The sequence below is a fragment of the Ruegeria sp. AP12 genome, from assembly GCF_056540025.1.
In genome coordinates this window covers 212,637-231,133 of record NZ_JBQFVZ010000002.1, presented here as the reverse complement: position 1 = coordinate 231,133, position 18,497 = coordinate 212,637, and the positions used below count along the sequence as shown (strand labels likewise).

Genomic DNA, 18,497 nt, shown 5'->3' with positions numbered 1-18,497 from the left:
AGCGCGCTTTCATACGTCTTCGTGACCAGACCGGTCGGAACCGAGGTGTCGCCCCGTTTCCGACCGACGGGGCCGTTTAGTGGAAAACCGCGTCGGGGTTGTCCAGGCTGTCCGAGCCTTCGAACTCGATGTTGTCAAGCTCAAGTGCTGTGACGATGCGTTCGATGGTCTTGGTCTGGTCGATCAGGCCGTTGACGCCGCCCATGATCAGCGCCTCGCCACCGGCATTGCCGCGTTCCAGCATCTGGTCATAGGCAAATCCGGCCTCGGCGGTCGATTTCATCACGCCAAGCGCCAGCATCGTGTTTGCCAGCTTGGTCTTCATTTCCGCGTCCAGCGCAGGATCGCTTGCGATCACCAGCTCCGACAGCGATGCGCCGCTGACCGGCGTACCGTCGATACGGGTATAGCTGCCCAGATAGACGTTCTGGATGCCAACCCCGTTATAGTAGTGGTCGTTATGGGTGTTGTCGGCAAAGCACGAATGCTCTTCTTCTGGATCGTTCAGCATCACGCCCAACCGCATGCGTTCACCTGCGGTTTCCCCATATGACAGCGAACCCATGCCGGTCAGGATTGCACTGATGCCAGCGTCTTCGTTTTGGGTCAGAGCGGCGCGGGCTTCTCCACCTTCGGCCCACTGTGCCGCCATCCATTCCAGATCGCTGACCAGCAGATCGGTGGCAGCGCTCAGATATTGCGCGCGGCGGTCGCAATTGCCGTTGGTGCAGTCATCGCCCTGCGCATAGTCGGTGGCCGGACGGTTGCCCGCGCCAGCACCGTGGCCGTTCAGATCCTGACCCCACAAAAGGAACTCGATCGCGTGGTAGCCGGTGGCGACGTTTGCCTCGACCCCATCTGCCTCGTGCAGCGTGTCGGCCAGCAGCTCCGGCGTGATCCGGGACGCGTCAACCGTGTTGCCCGACAGATCAAAGCTGGGGTTGGCGATCACGTTCAGAACGGCGAACTCGTTTTCGTCGCTGGGCCCACCATAAGAGGCGTCAACATAGTCGATCAGCCCCTCGTCCAGCGGCCATGCGTTCACCTTGCCTTCCCAGTCATCGACGATGGCATTCCCAAAGCGATAGACCTCGGTCTGCTGATAGGGAACACGCGCCGCCAGCCATGCTGCGCGGACGGCGTTCAGCGTGGCATCCGACGGATCGGCGATCAGGGCGTTAACGGCCGCTTGCAGCGATTTTGCCGCGATCAGGCTGTCGTCATATTTGGCTTCGGCGATGTCGGCATAGGTGTTCAGAACATCGGCTTTTGCGGGCGCATCACCGGCAAAAGCGCTGGTTGCGGCACAAAGTGTCAAAGCGCTGGCAGCGGTCAATAATCTGGTCATGAGGTTTGAGTCTTTCCTGTCAGAAACGGCTAAGTGGGCGAGTGGCCACATGGAGTTATGCATCAATAACTGAGTGATTAAGTAAGATTTGTCAACCTGAGTTTTATTGTCAGAAATTAAGCCGGGCAAGGTAGCAATCACCCGCTTATTCCCCATATCTGGCGAGGCCTGAACGCCGGGCTTGCGTTGCGCAACAGGGGATTCGGGCTAAACTGATCGGTGTGATTCTATTTTGGTGGTACTTGGTTAATGAAATGCGCGGTTTTGGCATTGTCCCTTTTGCCGGCGGCTGTCACGGCCCAGGCAACGCAGCTGGAAAGCCAGCCTGAACGTGGGACCGGACGGTTAGCCATTCAATTTTCGGGTGCCGAGTTTGCACTGTCTCTGGCGGTTCCCAGCGCAGATATCGTCGGGTTCGAGCGGCCTGCCGCCTCGGATGAGGACCGCGCCATGGTTGCGGTGGCAATTTCGGACTTGTCTAAACCATTGGAGTTGTTCGTACTTCCGGAAGAAGCCGGGTGCTTTACTGCTTCGGCCAATGTGGCCCTGACATCTGATACGCAAGGCGAGCCAACTCAGGCGATCGGAACCGAAACAAGCCCATCCGAGACCCCCGAATTGTCCGAGTTTCAGGCCGATTACGTGATCCAATGTCAGAGCATCGAGGCGCTGAACACAATCGAATTCGCCTATTTTGATCGGTTCGAAGCGACTCAGAAATTTCAGGTCAGCGTCGAGCGATCTGATGGGCTGCACACATTCGACGTCACCCGCGCCACGCCACTGGTGGATCTGTCGGGGCTTTAGAGACAATCCTAGCGCTCAACGCCCAATGAGCCCGCCAAGGGGACATTCAAACCATCTGTTGTCGGGAATTTTGGTAGCGGAGGAGGGACTTGAACCCCCGACACGCGGATTATGATTCCGCTGCTCTAACCAACTGAGCTACTCCGCCATGAGTGAGAGGCGATTTAAGGGAGCCGCTGGGGAGGGTCAAGGGGGAAAAGACCGGATCACAGCGGATTCTTTCAGATCGTTTGCGTGTTTTCGTCCTCGCCGGAATTCGATGTGTCCGCAGCGGATTGAATGACCCTGCGGATGAAATCTGCGCACTGGTCCGGAACCGTGATTGGCGTCATGTGGCCCAGTCCGTCAACCTCTTCGTAGAACAACCCAAACTCCGTCATCGGAGGTCCGTGCAGCGCCGGAGACAGGATCGTGTCCTGCGCGCCGTAGAACACGCTGCCCGGGGTTCGCAGTTCGGGGTAGCGGGCGCTTTGGGCTGCGATGCTGTCATCCACGCCGACAAGATCCTGCGAGGCGGTGACGAAGGCTGACGGCCTTAACCCCAATGCGCCGCCCGCGCGGCTTAGAAAGTCGTCTGGCACCGGTTCCGGGTCAAAGGCGAAATGCAGGGAATGGGGGGCCGTTTTGGCGGCAATCGGAACCGCCAGCGTGTTGCCAACCAGATTGCGTATCCATTCCGAACGGATTTCCAGCGATTTGAAGATCACTGGCGGGGCGGGCATCTTGTGGGTCAGGGGTGCCAGCAGGGCAAGGGCTGCCACCCGGTCCGGGTAATCCAGTGCGATGGCCAGTGACAGCGCGCCGCCCAAGGAATGCCCCACCAGCACCGCGTCGGATATGCCTTTGACCTCAAGAAATTCGTTGATCATCCGGGCCTGTTCCGGCAGCCGCCCGACCTCGGGCGCTTCGCGGGTCGAGTAGCCGCAGCCGGGGCGATCCAGGGCGATGACGTGATATTCATCGGCCAGCGCGTCGACCAAAGCATAGGTGAAATGCTGCAACTGCCCGGCCAGACCGTGGATCATGACAATGGTTTGCGCCTCGGGGTTGCCTTTTTCAACATAGTGAATGCTGCCCCCGGTGACAGGAACGATCTGCCCCAACTGCGGAACAGTTTTGAACCCCTCGTTGGTCAGATGCCGGGTCCAGAGGTGCATAACCAGCAGGACGGCCACCAAAAGGGCGATTAGGATCAGCACAATTGTCATCTCATCAATCTCCTGCCGCGTCAGGCGCGGGCCCGTAGTGTTCCATTCCTGACCGGGCCATACGCTTTTGGAATTCTGCGACGGTTCCGGGCCACAGCGTCGTGTTGCGCCCCTTGGCATCCAGATACCAGGACGTGCAACCGCCGGATTTCCAGACACCGTCTGCGTGGCGGTCCTGCATTTCTTTGGTGAACGCCTCTTGTTTCTCGGCATGCGGCGTGATGGCGTCCAGCCCTTGATCCGCCATCGCGCTCAGTACTTCGCCGATATGGCTGACCTGCGCTTCGATCATCAGCACGACCGAGTTGTGGCCAAGCCCGGTATGTGGCCCGAGCAGAATGAAGAAATTCGGGAAACCCGCGACGGCGGTGCCCAGATTGGCCTGCATCCCGTCCGACCACGCCTGCCTCAGCGTCAGACCGTCCAGGCCGGTAATGTCCAGACGTTCGGCAATGTCGGTGACGTGAAAGCCGGTGCCCCAGACCAGAATGTCGGCCTGCGTTTCTGACCCATCGGTCGCAAGTATCTTGTCGCCGTCGATGGATGCCACGCCCGACGGGATAACGTGAACATTGTCCCGTGTCAGGGTGGGGTACCAGTCGTTGGAACTGAGGATGCGCTTGCAACCGATCTGATAGTCCGGGGTCAGCTTCTCGCGCTCGGCCGGATCGGATATGGCCCCGTGCAGCGATTTGCGCCACATGTTCATCGCATACGCCACCATGAGCTTTTCGCCCCGGAACACGCGGTGGCGAAACTCGAAAAAGGCGAAAATCAACCCGCGTCTGATCCGGGCCAGCAAGGGGACGCGCCGGTACAGCCGCCGGACCCAGGGCGCAATTGGACCGTCCGGGCGCGGCAGGACATAGGGCGCACTGCGTTGAAAGACCGTCACCTGTTTCGCGGTCTTTGCGATTTCGGGCACAAACTGAATGGCCGATGCCCCGGTTCCGACAACAGCAACGCTCGCGCCGGTCATGTCAACGTCGTGGTTCCATTCCGCTGAATGGAAGCTGGGACCGGGGAAGCTGTCGGCACCGGGAATGGTCGGAATGCTTGGAATATGCAGCGCACCGATTGCGGACACCAGAAACCGTGCCGTCCAGGTCTGGCCGCTTTCGCTTTCGACATGCCAGTGATCCCCATCCCATTTGGCGGATTTCAGGCGTTGGTTGAACTGGCACAGATCGTACAGTCCTTCATTCCGCGCGACGTTCTGCAGGTAAGCCTGTATTTCCGCGCCGCCCGCATAAGACTGGCTCCAGTCCGGATTCGGATGCGTTGCCATGGAATACAGGTGCGAGGGCACGTCGCAGGCAACACCGGGATAGGTGTTCTCGCGCCAGGTGCCGCCGATGTCATCGGCCTTTTCAAGAATGATGATGTCGCGAATGCCGCGTTTGCGGGCCTCCAGCGCCATGGTCAACCCGGCGAACCCCGCGCCGACAATCAGCATCTGTGTCTTTTGCGTCAAAACCTTGCCTCCCGGCACAACCATATGGAGATAAACCAAAGATAGGAAGGGGTGTGGTTTTGAGAAGCAAGTTATCGGGAATAAAAGTAAATCAGCGGGTGCTTGCGCTGTGAACAATTGGCACGTGTGCGTGTCACAGGTTCAGCCGATCGGCCCGCCCGTGTTGCACCAATCGCAGGTTCAGCTCATCCGCCTCGGGTGCGCCGTGTTCCAGCGCAAAGACAAAGGCGTGGGTCAGGTAGAAACAGGCGGCGTCAATGTCGCCTGCCTCTTCGCGTTCACCAGCGGCCATGGTGTAGTATCGTACAAGGGCCGCGTGATCGTTGCGCACGTGCGCAGCCAGAAGCAAATCGTCAAGCGCGGCCCTGTCCATGCCCAACGGCCTATTCTGACCGTCCATTTTCAATCTGTGTCGCCACCCAATGGTGGAAATTATGCGTGGGACCATCCATCGCGGGTGAAAAGCGGCCACCGTCGAACAGCATACCGTGACGCCCCTTTTGCATCCCTTCGACGACAAAGACATCCTCTTCGAACACGGTTTTCCAAAGCTGCGCGTTTGATGCCCTCAGACCGTCATGCTGGGGCGTCTCAGCCTCGCTTTTGGCATAGTAGAGCTCGATATGCTCGACGGTGTTTTCCTGATCCACCGGTTCCAGCACGATGGCAAAGCTGTGATCGCGCTGAACGCCCAACAGCACGTTGGGATACAGCGCCACATATTCCGCGCCCTCATCCCATTTGTCGCTGAGGCCCTCGAAATCCGGCAGGGTCGCACCGTCCTGATCTGTCAGTTGCCGATAAACCAAAGTGCCCTGACCCGAGTAATGCCCGCGCTTTTCGATATTGTAGTGATCTTCCAGCCGGGAATAGCTGTTCAGGCCGGGGTGCACCCAGGGCAGGTGATAGCTTTCGCAGTAATTCTCGACCGCCAGCTTCCAGTTGGTTTTCACCTCCAGCTTGAAGGAGGATTCGTCGCCGCCGTGAAATAGCGGGGTTTCGAATTCTTTCCAACGTTCCAGCAGCTCGCCGTGGGCGTCTTCGAAAGAAGGCGCATTGCCGTCGACATTCACAAAGATCACATCACGCCAGATATGCGATCGGATACGCACCAGCCCGAGGTCTTCGTTCTTGACGTCTTCGTGCTTGTTCTGGCCCGGGCCGCCGACATGAGGTGTCGCACGCAGCTCACCCTTCAGGCTGTAGCACCAGCTGTGATAGGGGCAGCGGATGGCCCCGCCGATCTTCTTTGGCGCGTCCACAAGGATCATGCCCCGGTGGCGGCAGGTGTTTTGAAACACGCCGATCTGCCCATCGCGATCCCGGACGATCAGCAGCGGCATTCCCAGAAAATCGACCGGCTTGGCATCACCGATTTCAGGCACGTCCTTGCCGAACCCGATGCCTGACCAATTCGCGTACAGGACAGATTTCCGTTCCTCCGCGAACATGGCCGGATCGACGTAATGTTCATTCGGCAGACCATTGGCTGTGTTCACATCGGTCAGAACCGACGAGAGCGGGCTGTGCTTGTTCATCGAACTCTCCTGCGGTTGGGAATTGCCTTTCAGTTTCCTATTGGCGGACAGGTTGGGGGGACATCAATATCAGAAAAGCTCATCAATGGATGAGTTAAACTAAACCGAACCATCGCGCACCTCGTCGATGATCCAATTTTTCAGGGCGCGGGCGTTGTCGGACAACTCCTCATCCGGGCGTCCGACAAGGTAAAACTGGTTCGGCGCTTCCAGAAAATGTGATCCGATCGGCACCAGTTTACCGGATTGCAGCATCGGTTGAATCAAGCGTTTCCACCCCAGGGCCAGACCCGCCCCCTTGCGGGCCATCTGCAATGCGACCGAATAGCTGTTGACCCGCGTTTCCATCGTGATCCGGTCTGTATGGCCGAGTTGACGAAACCAGTCGGGCCAGGTTGTCCAACTGTTGTCTTCGGAATCAAGATGTATCAGCCGCTGTTGCGCAATGGTACTTAGCCCGGTGCCCGCCAACTGTTCGGCAAGTTCGGGGCTGCCAACCGGCATCAGGTGATCCCGGTACAGCGGCGTATGATCCAAGTTGGGATCACCATCGCGCCCGTAGCGGATAAAAAAGTCCAGATCGGATCGATCCTTGAACGGGCGATCCTGCGAGATCTGGTCGATGCTTACTTCGGGCATGTCTCGCCAGAACCGGATCACGGATGGCGACAGCCACAAGGCCGCGACTGAGGTGGTCGATCCGACCGTGACCTTACCGCCATATGACCGATCCCGGATGGTCGAAAGCGATTTCGAGATGCGCCCGAAGGATGATGACAGCGCCTCGTACAGGGCCTTGCCGTCATCCGTCAGGGCAACGCTGCGGTGTTTGCGCTGAAACAGCGGTGCCTCCAGATAGGCCTCCAACGCCTTGATCTGATGGCTGACCGCGCCGGGTGTCACCGAAAGCTCTTCGGCGGCGTTTTTGAAGCTGAGATGGCGGGCGGCCGCCTCAAAAGCCGACAGGGTTGTCAGGGGCGGCAGTTTGTAGTGGCGACGGGACATAGGGACCTGGCTGGCTTCGGGTTAGTCATGCTCGTGCGACTATGAAAATTTTTGTCGTTGAACGCCAGCATTTGATGCATTGAGAATGCGCCAAATTCTGATGTTTGCGAATTTGGAGTCGTCAATCCCCCCCGAACGGGTCGGTTTTAGTGAGCCGCTGTGGCGAAGGGCGCTTTAAACAGCCGACCTAAGAAATGTCATGTCCCACACGTTGTCAGCAACGCGTTTTGGGCCCGGCCCGAGATGTCCGAGCCCATCTGGCTGGCTGACCAAGGCAAAGGACCAAAGGCGAACGGCCCGGCAAAAGACGCCAAACCGGCGCCTACCGAGGACACCCGCGCAAGCACAGGAATGCGGACGCGAAACGCGCACTAGAGAGAAAAACAAGATGAGAGGGCACTGCGTTTGCAAAAGCTCTCCGGATAATCGGATCGACAACACGGAGGAGAATTATGTCGGTACCTGAACCATTCACGGATCTAGAGATAGAAACGGCCGACGCCGGATTCTATGAAAATTACAGCGTGCCAATCGCGCTGATCAGCAAGGGCATCATGGTGGCCTTGGTGCTGTGGGCGCTGGTGTTTCCGGCAAACGCAAACAGCACATTGGGCAGCTGGAACGGTCGGCTGCTCGAAAGCTTCAACGGCTTTTACGTGATTATTGTTGGCCTGTTCTTTTTCTTTCTGGCGATTGTCGCGATCATCCCCTCGACCGGAAAGCGGATCATGGGCACGCCGGGTGAAAAGCCCGAATTCTCGAATTTCTCGTGGTTTTCGATGATGTTCGGCGCTGGTCTGGGCGTTGGCCTGATGGTGTTTGCCACCGCCGAACCGCTGGGCCTGTGGGGGTCGAACCCCGTAGTCGTGTCCGGCTCGGTCGAAGGCAACAGCCCTGAGGCGCTGCAATCGGCTTACCGGTTCACCTATCTGCACTATGGCTTCCACGCCTGGGCGATCTACGTGGTGACCGGCCTGTCGCTGGCCTATTACGCATATACGCGCAACATGCCCCTTACCATTCGCTCGGCGCTGACGCCTTTGTTCGGTCGGCTGATGAACGGGTTCCTTGGTCATGTGGTCGACGTGCTGGGCGTTGTGGCGACGATCCTCGGTGTTTCGGTGACCATCGGCTACGGCGTCAGCCAGTTCATCGATGGGGTCTACGCCATCACCGGCATGCAGTGGGTCATGGATCTGGGCGGTGACGTGCCAACCCCAAGCAAAGTGGGTCTGATTGCAGGTCTGCTGGTCATCATGTGCCTGTCGATCATCTCGGCTGTTTCGGGCGTCGGGCGCGGGGTAAAGTACCTGTCGAACCTCAATCTGGTGCTTTCGATCATCCTGCTGGGAACGTTCGTCGTGTTCGGATCGTTCGTCTTTGCCATGACGACCTATGGTTCGGCGATGGTCGATTACATCCTGAACTTCCTGTCGCTCAGCTTCAGCGCCTATGGCCCGTTGTCTGCGGAATCCTTCGCAGCGGCCTTGCCTGCCGAGGCGCAGGCCCACGCCAACGACCTGTTCGGCGGCGCAACCAACGCCTGGGGCAGCTTTGACGGCTTCAAAGGCGGCCTTGAAGGCGCCGCAGCCGAGTTGGACGAGGCCACTCTGACCGCTGCATACGCTGCTGGTGAGCAGGGCCGTCAGTTCGGATGGCAAGCCGGTTGGACCACGTTCTACTGGGCCTGGTGGATCGCGTTCTCGCCCTTCGTGGGCCTGTTCCTTGCGCGTATCTCCAAGGGTCGTTCGGTGCGCGAGTTCATTCTGGGCTGTGTCTTTGCACCTGCACTGGTCTGCTTTGCCTGGATGACGGTTCTGGGTGGTACGGCGATTGATCTGGAACTGGCAGGTGCCGCAGAAGGTGCGATCATCGGGGCATCGAACACCAACAAACTGTTCGTGACCCTGTCTTACATGATCGACGGTGGGCTGCTGTCCATGCTGAACGTCATGTGCGTGATCCTGATCATGACTTTCCTCGTGACCTCAGCGGACTCGGGCATTCTGGTGATGAACACCATCATGTCGGGCGGCAGTCAGGAAACCGGCGTCAAGCATCGCATCATCTGGGGCGTTATCCTGACCGCTGTGATTGGCGCGCTGATCCTTGCAGCCGGGGACAACAACCCGATGGACGCACTGCGCAACGCGATGATCATCGGGGCGTTGCCCTTCACGATGGTCATGGGCTTGATGTGCGTCGCACTGGGCAAGGCCCTGTTCCGCGACGGGCAGCGCGACAAACACGCGGCCTCGTCTGCGCAGGCGGCTGAATAACGCCTGTTGCGATCCCTTGAAAACAAAAGACGCCGCCCAATCCGGGCGGCGTTTTTCGTGTCGCTTCCTGCAAGCACATATCGCAATCAGAGAGGTGACGGCCCGGCGAATCCCCCAAAGTGAAACGCAAGATGGAGGATTGCCAAGTGAACGTCCGTACGACAACGCGCGCCGGTGGGCGCTCGGCCCGCCGCGCACTGCGCACCGCACCGAATTTTGACATGTTGCCCGGTCTGACCCGGGGCATTCCGCTATGCGAGGTCATGGACGGCAGCCAGGTGGAACGCATCGACAACGCCTCGATGGACATACTTGAAAACGTCGGCGTTCAGTTCCGCGACCCGATTGCCCTGGAGGACTGGAAGAGGGCAGGGGCCAAGGTCGAGGGTGAGTTGGTCTATCTGGATCGGGGCCTTGTGCGAGAGTTGATCGCGACGATCCCATCGGACTTCACCTACCACGCCCGCGATCCTAACAAGAATGTGCGTTTGGGCGGGAAGCACTCGATCTTTGTGCCGATGACCGGCGCGCCGTTCCTGCGCGATCTGGACGATGTGCGCAGGAACCCCACGCTGGACGATCTGGCAATGTTTCACAAACTCAGCCACATGATGCCCGCGTTGCATTCCTCGGCGCATCATATCGTGGAACCGTATGACCATCCGATCAGCCAGCGGCATCTGCGCATAACCTATTCGTCAATGAAACACTCGGACAAGACATTCATGGGCATGACCACCTCGCCCAAGAACGCCGAAGACGTGATGGAGATGTGCGCGATCCTGTTTGGCGAGGATTTCCTTGAGGATCACCCGGTGACCACCGGCAATTGCAACGGCAATTCGCCGCTGGTCTGGGATGAGACGATGCTGGGTGCGATGCGGGCCTTTTGCCGTCGCAATCAGCCTGTCTTGTGTTCTCCGTTCGTTTTGGGCGGGGCCAATACGCCTGCCTCTGTTCCCGCCACGGTCGCACAGCTAAACGCCGAGGCGCTGAGCGCGCTGGCCTATACGCAGGTCATCCGCAAAGGGGCTCCGGCGATCTATGGCCATTACCTGTCGACCGTATCGATGAAGTCCGGCGCGCCAATGGCAGGCACGCCCGAGATCAGTCTGATGAACTTCATGATCGGCCAGATGGCGCGGTACTATGACGTTCCTTGGCGCACCTCGAACACGTTGGGTGGGGCCAAAACCTTTGACGCGCAGGCCGGGTATGAATCGGCCACCACGCTAAGCGCGGTTATGCATGCCGGGGCGAATTACATCTGGCACAGCGCCGGGTGGAACGAGGCCGGGATGCACTGTTCGGTTGCCAAGTTCATTGTCGATGCCGAGCAATGCGCGATGGCCTACCGCATGGCCGAGGGGCCGAAATGGGGGGATTTCGACGAAGCGCTTGCCGCTGTTCCGGATGTCGGGCCTGGCGGGCACTATCTGGGCCATCCCCATACGCAGGACAATTTCCAAACCGCGTTCTTCATGCCCGAGATGTTCGACAACAACTCGATCGAACAATGGGTGGCCGAAGGTGAGGTCGAAATAACCGAACGCGCCCTGAACCACGCCCGTAAACTGCTGGCCGAGTATCAGGAACCCACGCTCGACATCGCCAAGAACGAAGAGCTGTTGGACTACATCGCCCGCCGGGAACGAGAGATCCCGGCCGCCGATGAGTTGAACCAGACCTACTGAAGAACACTCCCCGTACTGGCCCGCCCCTGCACAGGCGGGCCCTTTTTTGTTCATGATCCGAAGGCCAAAATGAAGATCGCCGAAATTCACATCTACAGCCACGAACTGCCGGTCAAAAACGGCCCCTACACGATGGCAAATGCCGAAGTTTGGGCGCTGGACACGACCCTTGTGAAACTTGTGGCCGAGAATGGTCTGGTGGGGTGGGGGGAAACCTGCCCGGTCGGTCCGACCTATGCCGAGGCCCATGCCGCCGGTGCCCGCGCCGCATTGGCCACAATGGCACCGGGCCTGATCGGGGCCGAGGTGCTGCCGGTGCCGCTGCATCGCAGGATGGATGCGGTGTTGAACGGGCATAACTACGCCAAGGCGGCGGTGGATATTGCGGCGCATGATCTGTTGGGCAAAGCGCTGGGCGTTTCGGTTGCTGATTTGTTGGGTGGCGCAGTGAGCCGCAGATTGCCGTCCTACTACGCGACCGGGGTCGGGGCACCGGACGACATCGCGCGGCTGGCGGGTGAGAAGCTGGCAGAAGGCTATCCTCGATTGCAGATCAAGGTTGGCGGGCGCCCGGTCGAGCTGGATATCGAGACGATCCGCAAAGTGTGGGAGGTGATCCGGGGCTCGGGCATGAAGCTGGCGGTCGATGGCAATCGGGGCTGGACCACCCACGACGCGCTGCGTGTCAGTCGCGAATGCCCCGAGATCCCGTTCATCATGGAACAACCCTGCAACACCATTGAGGATCTGCAGAAAATCCGGCCACAGATTCAGCATCCGATCTACATGGATGAAAACAGCACCAGCCTGAACACCGTTATCACTGCCGCGGGAACCGGGCTGGTGGACGGATTCGGTATGAAACTCACTCGGATCGGCGGTTTGCACCCCATGCGCGCCTTCCGTGACATTTGCGAGGCGCGCAACCTGCCGCATACCTGCGATGACAGTTGGGGCGGGGATATCATCGCTGCCGCCTGCACACATATCGCCGCGACTGTGCGCCCGGACTTGTTGGAGGGCGTCTGGCTCGCAGCACCTTATATTGATGGGCATTACGATCCGAAAAATGGCATTCAAATCAACGGCGGGCATATCGATCTGCCAACCGGGCCGGGCTTGGGTGTTATGCCTGACGAAAGCCTGTTCGGCGCGCCTGCCGCGTCATTTTAGATGGGGTCAGAGAATGGATTTGAACGGAAAAGCAGCCCTTGTGACAGGTGCGGCAGGTGGGATCGGCATCGCACTGGTGCAGCGTTTGCGCGATGCCGGTGCGCGTGTCGCCGTGGCTGATCGCAATGTGGACGGGATCGAGGCCGAGGCGCATTTGCCGGGTGATCTTCTGAACCCTGATTACGCGGACGCTTTGCCCAAGGCGGCAGCTTCGGCTTTGGGTGGTTTGGACATCGTTCTCAACAATGCGGGCGTTATTACGCGTGGGTCTGTCGCCGAGACCTCGGATGACGATTGGTCCTTGTCTTTGGGCGTGAATGTCGAAGCCCCGTTTCGCATCTGCCGGGCCGCGATTCCGATCATGGCTGATGGTGGCGGCGGGGTGATCGTCAACACGGCCTCTTGCTGGGGGCTGCGTCCGGGGCCGAACCACGCGGTCTATTGCATGACCAAGGCGGCCATCGCGTCGCTAACGCAATGCATGGGTATGGATCATGCGCATCAGGGCATCCGCATCAATGCCGTTTGCCCGAATGAGGTGAACACGCCGATGTTGCGCTCGGGCTTTGAAAAGCGGGGATTTGACCCCGACACCGCCGTGGCCGAGCTGGGCCAGACCGTACCGCTGGGCCGCATAGCCGAGCCTGAGGATATCGCAGATGTTATCATGTTCCTTGTCTCGGACGCGTCGCGCTATGTTTGCGGCACGTTGGTTGAGGTGAACGGAGGCAAACCTGTCTCATGACGCGATTTGAAGGCAAAACCGCGCTTGTTACCGGCGGACGCAGCGGGATTGGCCGGGCCATCGCCGAACGGCTGCGGCACGAAGGCGCGCGCGTGTTTACGACTCAGCGTGGGGCAGACCCGGAGTTTGAGGGGATCACGGCGGACTTTACCGATCCGGACAGCCCGCAGCGAGTGGTGGATGCCGTTATCGCCAAGGCCGGGCGTCTGGATGTTCTGGTCAACAACGCAGGCGTGATGCAGGAATCCTCGGTCGAGGATATGAGCCTTGAGGACTGGCAGCGCATTCTGACCGTCAATCTGACCGCGCCCTTCCTGATGATAAAAGCCGCGCTGCCGCATCTGCGCAAAACGCGGGGTTCCATAGTAAACACCGGATCGATCGAAGGTTTGGGCAGCAATCCCGGTCACGCGGCTTATTGCGCGTCCAAGGCGGGATTGCATGGCCTGACCCGCGCTGTTGCTGTGGATCACGGGGCCGAAGGCGTCCGCTGCAACGCGGTCGCGCCGGGGTGGATCGACACCGACCTGAACGAGGATTTCGTCAACGCGATGCCCGATCCCGATGCGTTTCGCCGAGATATTGCAAATATCCACCCTGTCGCCCGGACCGGACGGCCCGAGGAAGTTGCGGCGCTTGTCGCGTTTCTGGCCTCGGAGGATGCGGCATTCATCACCGGGCAGATCTACACCGTTGATGGCGGGCGAATGGCAAAGCTCAGCCTGCCCTGAGACCTTCGGTTCTATTCCTTGCCCGAGCGCCATTCCTTCCAGATCAGATAGCTGTTTGCCCCAAGCGAGGCGAAGGGCTCGGGCGGCAGGCGCGGCAGGTCCGGCTGCGCCAGAAAGTGATCCGCGATTTCTGAACCGCCCTGCAGCACAAGCTCGGCAATGCCCATTCCTTGCAACGTCCCTCGGGCGATGCCGAGGCCGTTCTGGCAGCAGACAGAAAAGACGCCGTCCTCCAACTGCCCAAACGCGGCCGATCCATTGCGACTGAGGCAGAGCATTCCGGCCCAGCGATGCTCCATCTTCACATCAGGCAAATGCGGGAAGCGTTCCATGAACTTCCGGTCATGCACCCAGCCCGCGTTGCGCAACCGCATCGGGCTGGTCTCGATGCTCGGGTGAAAGCTGGAACAGGTGCGGATCAGGATACGATCCCCATAGCTACCCGACACGCGCCGGACCGAGGTGCCCATCGGATCGGCTGGCGTTGCCGACCAGCGCAACTGCCCGCCCAGCGTATTGATCTGCGCCTCGGTCAGTGGGGCTGTGATCGAGGCATAAAGGCAGATATGCATCAACTGCCGCTGGTAGAATCCAAAGCTTTCAAGATGGCCGTTGTTGGCCAGAATGATCCGCCCGGTGCTAACCTTGGCCTTGGGGGTGTTGACCACCCAGCCTGCACCTTGCTTTTCAAAACCGGTGACCGGAGAGTTCTCGAACACGTCGATCTGTTCCGCCAGTCGGGCCGACAGCGCCCGGATATAGGCTGCTGGCTGGATCATCACCGTTCCCGGTGCATAAAGACCCGAGGTATAATGCGGGCTGCCCGTAATCTCTTGCATCTGCTGTTGATCATAAAGCGTATGCGGCTCGCCCAGTTTGGTCAGATGCTCGGCAAATTCGTGATTATGCGCGTCACCCGCCTTGGTGGCGGCGGCGTTGTACTTGCCGCACGGGTCGAACATCTCCTGCGGCAGGTCGCACTCATCGGCCACTTCGGTCGCAAAACCGATGGCCTTGCGGTTCAGCGCGATGGCGGCGCGATCCGCCTCTAACCCTTCGCCCGCGTAATTGTCCGAGGCCAGATCATGCGGCAGGTCGATCATGAACCCCGAGTTCCGCCCTGCCGAGCTGTCAGCGAATTGGGCCGCCTCCAGCAGAACGATTTTCAGGGACGGATCCAGTTGGTGCAGCCGTCGCGCCGTGCTGAGCCCGGCAAACCCGCCACCGACAATGGTGATGTCGGCGTTTTGGTCCTGTTCCAGCACCGGCAGGGGCGTCTGGGATGGCAGGATGGCGTTCCATCCCGCCGGGCCGGTCTGCCGGGGCAGTCTTTTGGCCTTGAACCGTGTCAATCCACGGCCTCGTCCGCGTCATCGGCCAGATCGATCCAGATGGTTTTCAACTGAGTGTACTGGTCATGGGCATGGACCGAGTTGTCGCGACCACCAAAACCCGATTGCTTGTAGCCGCCAAACGGGGTGGTGATGTCGCCCTCACCAAAACTGTTGACTGTGACGGTACCCGCCCGGATCGCCCTTGCGCCGCGAATGGCGCGCTTTGCGTTGGCGGTGAAGATCGAGGCGCAGAGGCCATAGTCGGTGTCATTGGCGATCTTGATGGCCTCATCAAAGCCCGACACTTCGATCACCGACAGAACGGGGCCGAAAATTTCCTCGCGCGCCAGAGTGGCATCGTTTCCGGGCACCTCGACCACAGTGGCTTCGACAAAGCCCTTCTCTGCTTTTCCTCCAATAACCACGTTTTCGGCCTGATCCAGATAGCCGCACACTTTGTTGTAGTGCCCTTCGCTGACCAGCGCGCCCATACGGGTTTCCGGATCAAGCGGGTCGCCGATATTCCACTGTTTGGCGTGATGCGCGATGCGCTCCAGAAGTTCCTTTTTGACGTCCTTATGCACGATCAGGCGGGACGAGGCCGAGCAGTTCTCGCCCATGTTCCAGAACGCACCGTTCACCACATGCGCGGCCACACGGTCGAGGTTTTCGGCGTCCTCCATTACGATGGCGGGGTTCTTGCCTCCCATTTCCAGCACCACCTCTTTGGCGTTGCTTTCAGCAGAGTAGGTCAGGAACCGCTTTCCGGTGACGGTCGATCCGGTGAAGGACACCATGTCGATATCCGGATGCCGCCCAATCGGTTCTCCGACGTCGGCCCCGCCACCGGGCACGATATTCAGCACGCCGCGCGGCAGACCGGCCTCCATCGCCAGTTCGGCCAGACGCAAAGCAGTCAGCGTGGTTTCCGCTGCCGGTTTGACAACGACCGAACAGCCTGCTGCCAGAGCAGGCCCGATCTTCCACGCCAGCATCAGCAGGGGGAAGTTCCACGGTAGCACCAGCCCGACAACGCCGATGGGTTCGCGCACCACCATGGCGATGTGATCGTCGCTGGCGGGTGAGACCTGATCGTAAATCTTGTCAATCGCCTCGGCGTGCCATTTCAGGCAGTGAATCGTCTCGGGCACGTCCACGGTTTCGCAGTCATAGATGGTCTTGCCGCTGTCGATGCTCTCCATCACCGCCAGTTCGCGCGCGTTGCGTGTCATCAGCTTGCACAGCCGGATCAGCACGTCCTTGCGCTTGGATGGATGCAGTTTCGACCAGCGGCCATCGTCAAATGCCTCACGCGCCTTTTCGACAGCAAAATCCACATCCGCCGCACCGCAGGCGGCGATTTCGGCCAGTTTTTCGCCGGTGGCGGGGTTCACCGTCCCGAATGTCTCACCCGAGATCGCCGGGCGGAATGCGCCATCAATGAAGGCTCCGGTCGGCAGTTCCAGATTGGTAGCGATGGATTTGTATTCGTCCTTAGTAAGCAATCCCATGCCTTAGCCCTCCGCCACGATATCTGCGATTGTCTTTTTCAATACGCGCGTCACCTGTTCCAGCGCGCGCTTGTCGTCCTTGTTCAGGCCTTTCAGCGGAGGCCGCATCGCGCCCGCGTCGATCCCGTTCATGGTCACGCCATGTTTGATGGTCTGGATAAACTTGCCGCCCTGTTCCAGCACCCGCATCAGCGGCATCATGGCGGACATGATCCTGCGGCCCTTGGCGAAATTGCCCTGGGTCACGCAGGCCTGATACAGGGCCACATGCTCTGCAGGCAGGAAGTTGGACCCGCCGCAGACCCAGAACGGTGCGCCCCAGGCAAAGAACTCCAGCGCTTGATCGTCCATGCCGCAGCCCAGCTGGATATGCGGATAATCGCGCGCCAGCAGATGCACCCGGTTGATATCCCCCGAGCTTTCCTTGATGCCGCAGAAGTTGCGACTGCGGCCCACGCGATCAAGGAACTCCTCACCCATCATCGTGCCGGTGCGGTGTGGGTAGTTGTACAGCATGACAGGCAGGTCAGCGGCCTTGTCGATGGTCAGTGCGTTCAGCGCATTTTCCCGGTCGGTCGGCACCGAATAAGGCGGGCTGGCCAGAAGGATGGCATCGGCACCGATCTCACGCGCGCCCGAGGCCAGGGCAATCGAATCCGGCGTCAGCATTGCGCCCGTTCCGACAACCAAGGGCAATCGGCCCTTCAACTGCTCATGTGTGAACCGCGCCAGTTCCAGCCGTTCCTCGACAGTCTGCGCATAGTTCTCACCGGTCGACCCGCCCGAGATCAGACCGTGCACGCCGTTCTCAATCAGGTATTCGATCACCTGCGCCAGAGCGTCCCAATTCACGCTTCCATCGTCGTGATAGGGCGTGACCACCGGGGTATAGATCCCCTCAAATCTGAAAATCGGGTTCATTCCGTCCTCATGCAGGTTTCGAAAGTGGAATGCCCATCGGGACATCCAGCGCGTCAGGCATCACGAACAGCTCGATCTGATCGCGTGACAGGTTCCAGTGGTCCTCGGCCAGCTGCGCAGCAGCCGCCTCATCGCCCGCCTCGATGGCGGCGATGATGGCGTCGTGCTGACGGCTGGCTTCTGACAGGTTTTCGGACATCTTGGCCGTCTGAGGCCGGTAAAAGGTCATCCCGATCCGGGCGTGATCGATCAGCAACCGGTTAAACGACGGCAGCAAGTAGACATTGCCTGACATCTCTCCGGTCACGTCATGAAAGCGGTTGTTGGCCAGCGCGCGATCCTCGGCAGACCCCGACCGCAGCGCTGCCTTAAAGGCCTGTTGTGCGTCCTTCAAAGCGTCGATCTGCGCGTGCGTGGCGTTTTGCGCCGCCAGCCGAAGGATTGCGCCGTAGATCATTGGGGCTGCCAGAAAGAAGTCGCGCAACGTGGTGTAAGACATCTCGGACACCCGCGCGCTGCGGTTGGCGCGCAGATCCAGATAGCCCTCGCCTGCCAATTGCCGGAACACTTCGCGCAGCGGCGTGCGGGACAGTCCAAACGCATCGGACAGATGCGCCTCATCCAGATCGGTGCCGGGTTGCAGGCGCAGCGTCAGGATTGCGACCTTCAGATGCTCGGTCAGTTCGGTTTTTCGGGACTTGGCATCGTCTTTCATCAGGGCCCTCTGGC

At 59.7% G+C, this 18,497-nt stretch carries 16 protein-coding genes and 1 tRNA gene; 6 read left to right on the top strand and 11 right to left on the bottom strand.

Annotated elements, in window-relative coordinates; translation table 11 throughout:
- Positions 1 to 76: 76 nt before the first annotated feature.
- Positions 77 to 1,348, bottom strand: a complete 1,272-nt coding sequence (locus ACR0E6_RS09050; protein ID WP_480582505.1) for an imelysin family protein — start codon at positions 1,346 to 1,348, stop codon at positions 77 to 79.
- A 270-nt stretch (positions 1,349 to 1,618) separates the two neighbouring features.
- Here ACR0E6_RS09050 and ACR0E6_RS09045 point away from each other — a divergent pair, with 270 nt between their 5' ends.
- Positions 1,619 to 2,155 (top strand): ZrgA family zinc uptake protein, encoded by a 537-nt coding sequence (locus tag ACR0E6_RS09045; RefSeq protein ID WP_170521835.1) that lies wholly within the window; start codon positions 1,619 to 1,621, stop codon positions 2,153 to 2,155.
- A gap of 71 nt (positions 2,156 to 2,226) precedes the next feature.
- Here the strand turns inward: ACR0E6_RS09045 and ACR0E6_RS09040 are convergent.
- The 6 genes from ACR0E6_RS09040 to ACR0E6_RS09015 form a co-directional block, all read right to left on the bottom strand.
- Positions 2,227 to 2,303: transfer RNA gene (locus tag ACR0E6_RS09040), tRNA-Met, on the bottom strand.
- Positions 2,304 to 2,376: 73 nt separating this feature from the next.
- A complete protein-coding gene (locus tag ACR0E6_RS09035) occupies positions 2,377 to 3,363 on the bottom strand; it encodes an alpha/beta fold hydrolase (RefSeq protein WP_480582502.1) in 987 nt (328 codons plus the stop codon).
- 4 nt (positions 3,364 to 3,367) lie between these two features.
- Entirely contained in the window at positions 3,368 to 4,837 is a 1,470-nt protein-coding gene (locus ACR0E6_RS09030; RefSeq protein WP_170622968.1) for a flavin-containing monooxygenase, read from the bottom strand.
- Positions 4,838 to 4,970: 133 nt separating this feature from the next.
- A complete protein-coding gene (locus ACR0E6_RS09025; RefSeq protein WP_480582500.1) occupies positions 4,971 to 5,210 on the bottom strand; it encodes a hypothetical protein in 240 nt (79 codons plus the stop codon).
- Between the two features lie 10 nt (positions 5,211 to 5,220).
- Positions 5,221 to 6,375, bottom strand: a complete 1,155-nt coding sequence (locus tag ACR0E6_RS09020; protein ID WP_480582497.1) for an aromatic ring-hydroxylating oxygenase subunit alpha — start codon at positions 6,373 to 6,375, stop codon at positions 5,221 to 5,223.
- Positions 6,376 to 6,474: 99 nt separating this feature from the next.
- The gene (locus tag ACR0E6_RS09015) at positions 6,475 to 7,380 is read right to left on the bottom strand and encodes a LysR substrate-binding domain-containing protein (protein ID WP_480582495.1); all 906 of its coding nucleotides are present in this window, start codon (positions 7,378 to 7,380) and stop codon (positions 6,475 to 6,477) included.
- A 452-nt stretch (positions 7,381 to 7,832) separates the two neighbouring features.
- On the opposite strand from ACR0E6_RS09015, the gene ACR0E6_RS09010 reads away from it, so the two are divergent.
- The 5 genes from ACR0E6_RS09010 (at position 7,833) to ACR0E6_RS08990 (ending at position 14,002) form a co-directional block, all read left to right on the top strand.
- Entirely contained in the window at positions 7,833 to 9,659 is a 1,827-nt protein-coding gene (locus tag ACR0E6_RS09010; protein WP_480582493.1) for a BCCT family transporter, read from the top strand.
- A 146-nt stretch (positions 9,660 to 9,805) separates the two neighbouring features.
- Positions 9,806 to 11,353 carry a trimethylamine methyltransferase family protein gene (locus tag ACR0E6_RS09005; protein ID WP_480582491.1) on the top strand — a complete coding sequence of 516 codons (1,548 nt, stop codon included), beginning with the start codon at positions 9,806 to 9,808 and terminating at the stop codon, positions 11,351 to 11,353.
- Between the two features lie 69 nt (positions 11,354 to 11,422).
- A complete protein-coding gene (locus ACR0E6_RS09000; RefSeq protein ID WP_480582489.1) occupies positions 11,423 to 12,526 on the top strand; it encodes a mandelate racemase/muconate lactonizing enzyme family protein in 1,104 nt (367 codons plus the stop codon).
- A gap of 13 nt (positions 12,527 to 12,539) precedes the next feature.
- On the top strand, positions 12,540 to 13,271 hold the full coding sequence (locus tag ACR0E6_RS08995) for an SDR family NAD(P)-dependent oxidoreductase (RefSeq protein WP_480582487.1): 732 nt from the start codon (positions 12,540 to 12,542) through the stop codon (positions 13,269 to 13,271).
- Entirely contained in the window at positions 13,268 to 14,002 is a 735-nt protein-coding gene (locus tag ACR0E6_RS08990; RefSeq protein ID WP_480582485.1) for an SDR family NAD(P)-dependent oxidoreductase, read from the top strand. Before ACR0E6_RS08995 ends, ACR0E6_RS08990 begins: the two co-directional genes overlap by 4 nt.
- 11 nt (positions 14,003 to 14,013) lie before the next feature.
- Here the strand turns inward: ACR0E6_RS08990 and ACR0E6_RS08985 are convergent, their stop codons facing one another.
- From ACR0E6_RS08985 to ACR0E6_RS08970, 4 genes are read right to left on the bottom strand one after another with little or no spacing between them, the layout of a single operon-like run.
- Positions 14,014 to 15,354 carry an NAD(P)/FAD-dependent oxidoreductase gene (locus tag ACR0E6_RS08985; RefSeq protein ID WP_480582483.1) on the bottom strand — a complete coding sequence of 447 codons (1,341 nt, stop codon included), beginning with the start codon at positions 15,352 to 15,354 and terminating at the stop codon, positions 14,014 to 14,016.
- A complete protein-coding gene (locus ACR0E6_RS08980) occupies positions 15,351 to 16,847 on the bottom strand; it encodes an aldehyde dehydrogenase (protein ID WP_480582481.1) in 1,497 nt (498 codons plus the stop codon). The genes ACR0E6_RS08985 and ACR0E6_RS08980 overlap by 4 nt, the downstream gene beginning before the upstream one ends.
- 3 nt (positions 16,848 to 16,850) lie before the next feature.
- Positions 16,851 to 17,768, bottom strand: a complete 918-nt coding sequence (locus ACR0E6_RS08975; RefSeq protein WP_480582479.1) for a dihydrodipicolinate synthase family protein — start codon at positions 17,766 to 17,768, stop codon at positions 16,851 to 16,853.
- Between the two features lie 7 nt (positions 17,769 to 17,775).
- Complete coding sequence (locus ACR0E6_RS08970) at positions 17,776 to 18,483, bottom strand: GntR family transcriptional regulator (protein WP_480582477.1); 708 nt, start codon at positions 18,481 to 18,483, stop codon at positions 17,776 to 17,778.
- Positions 18,484 to 18,497 lie beyond the last annotated feature (14 nt).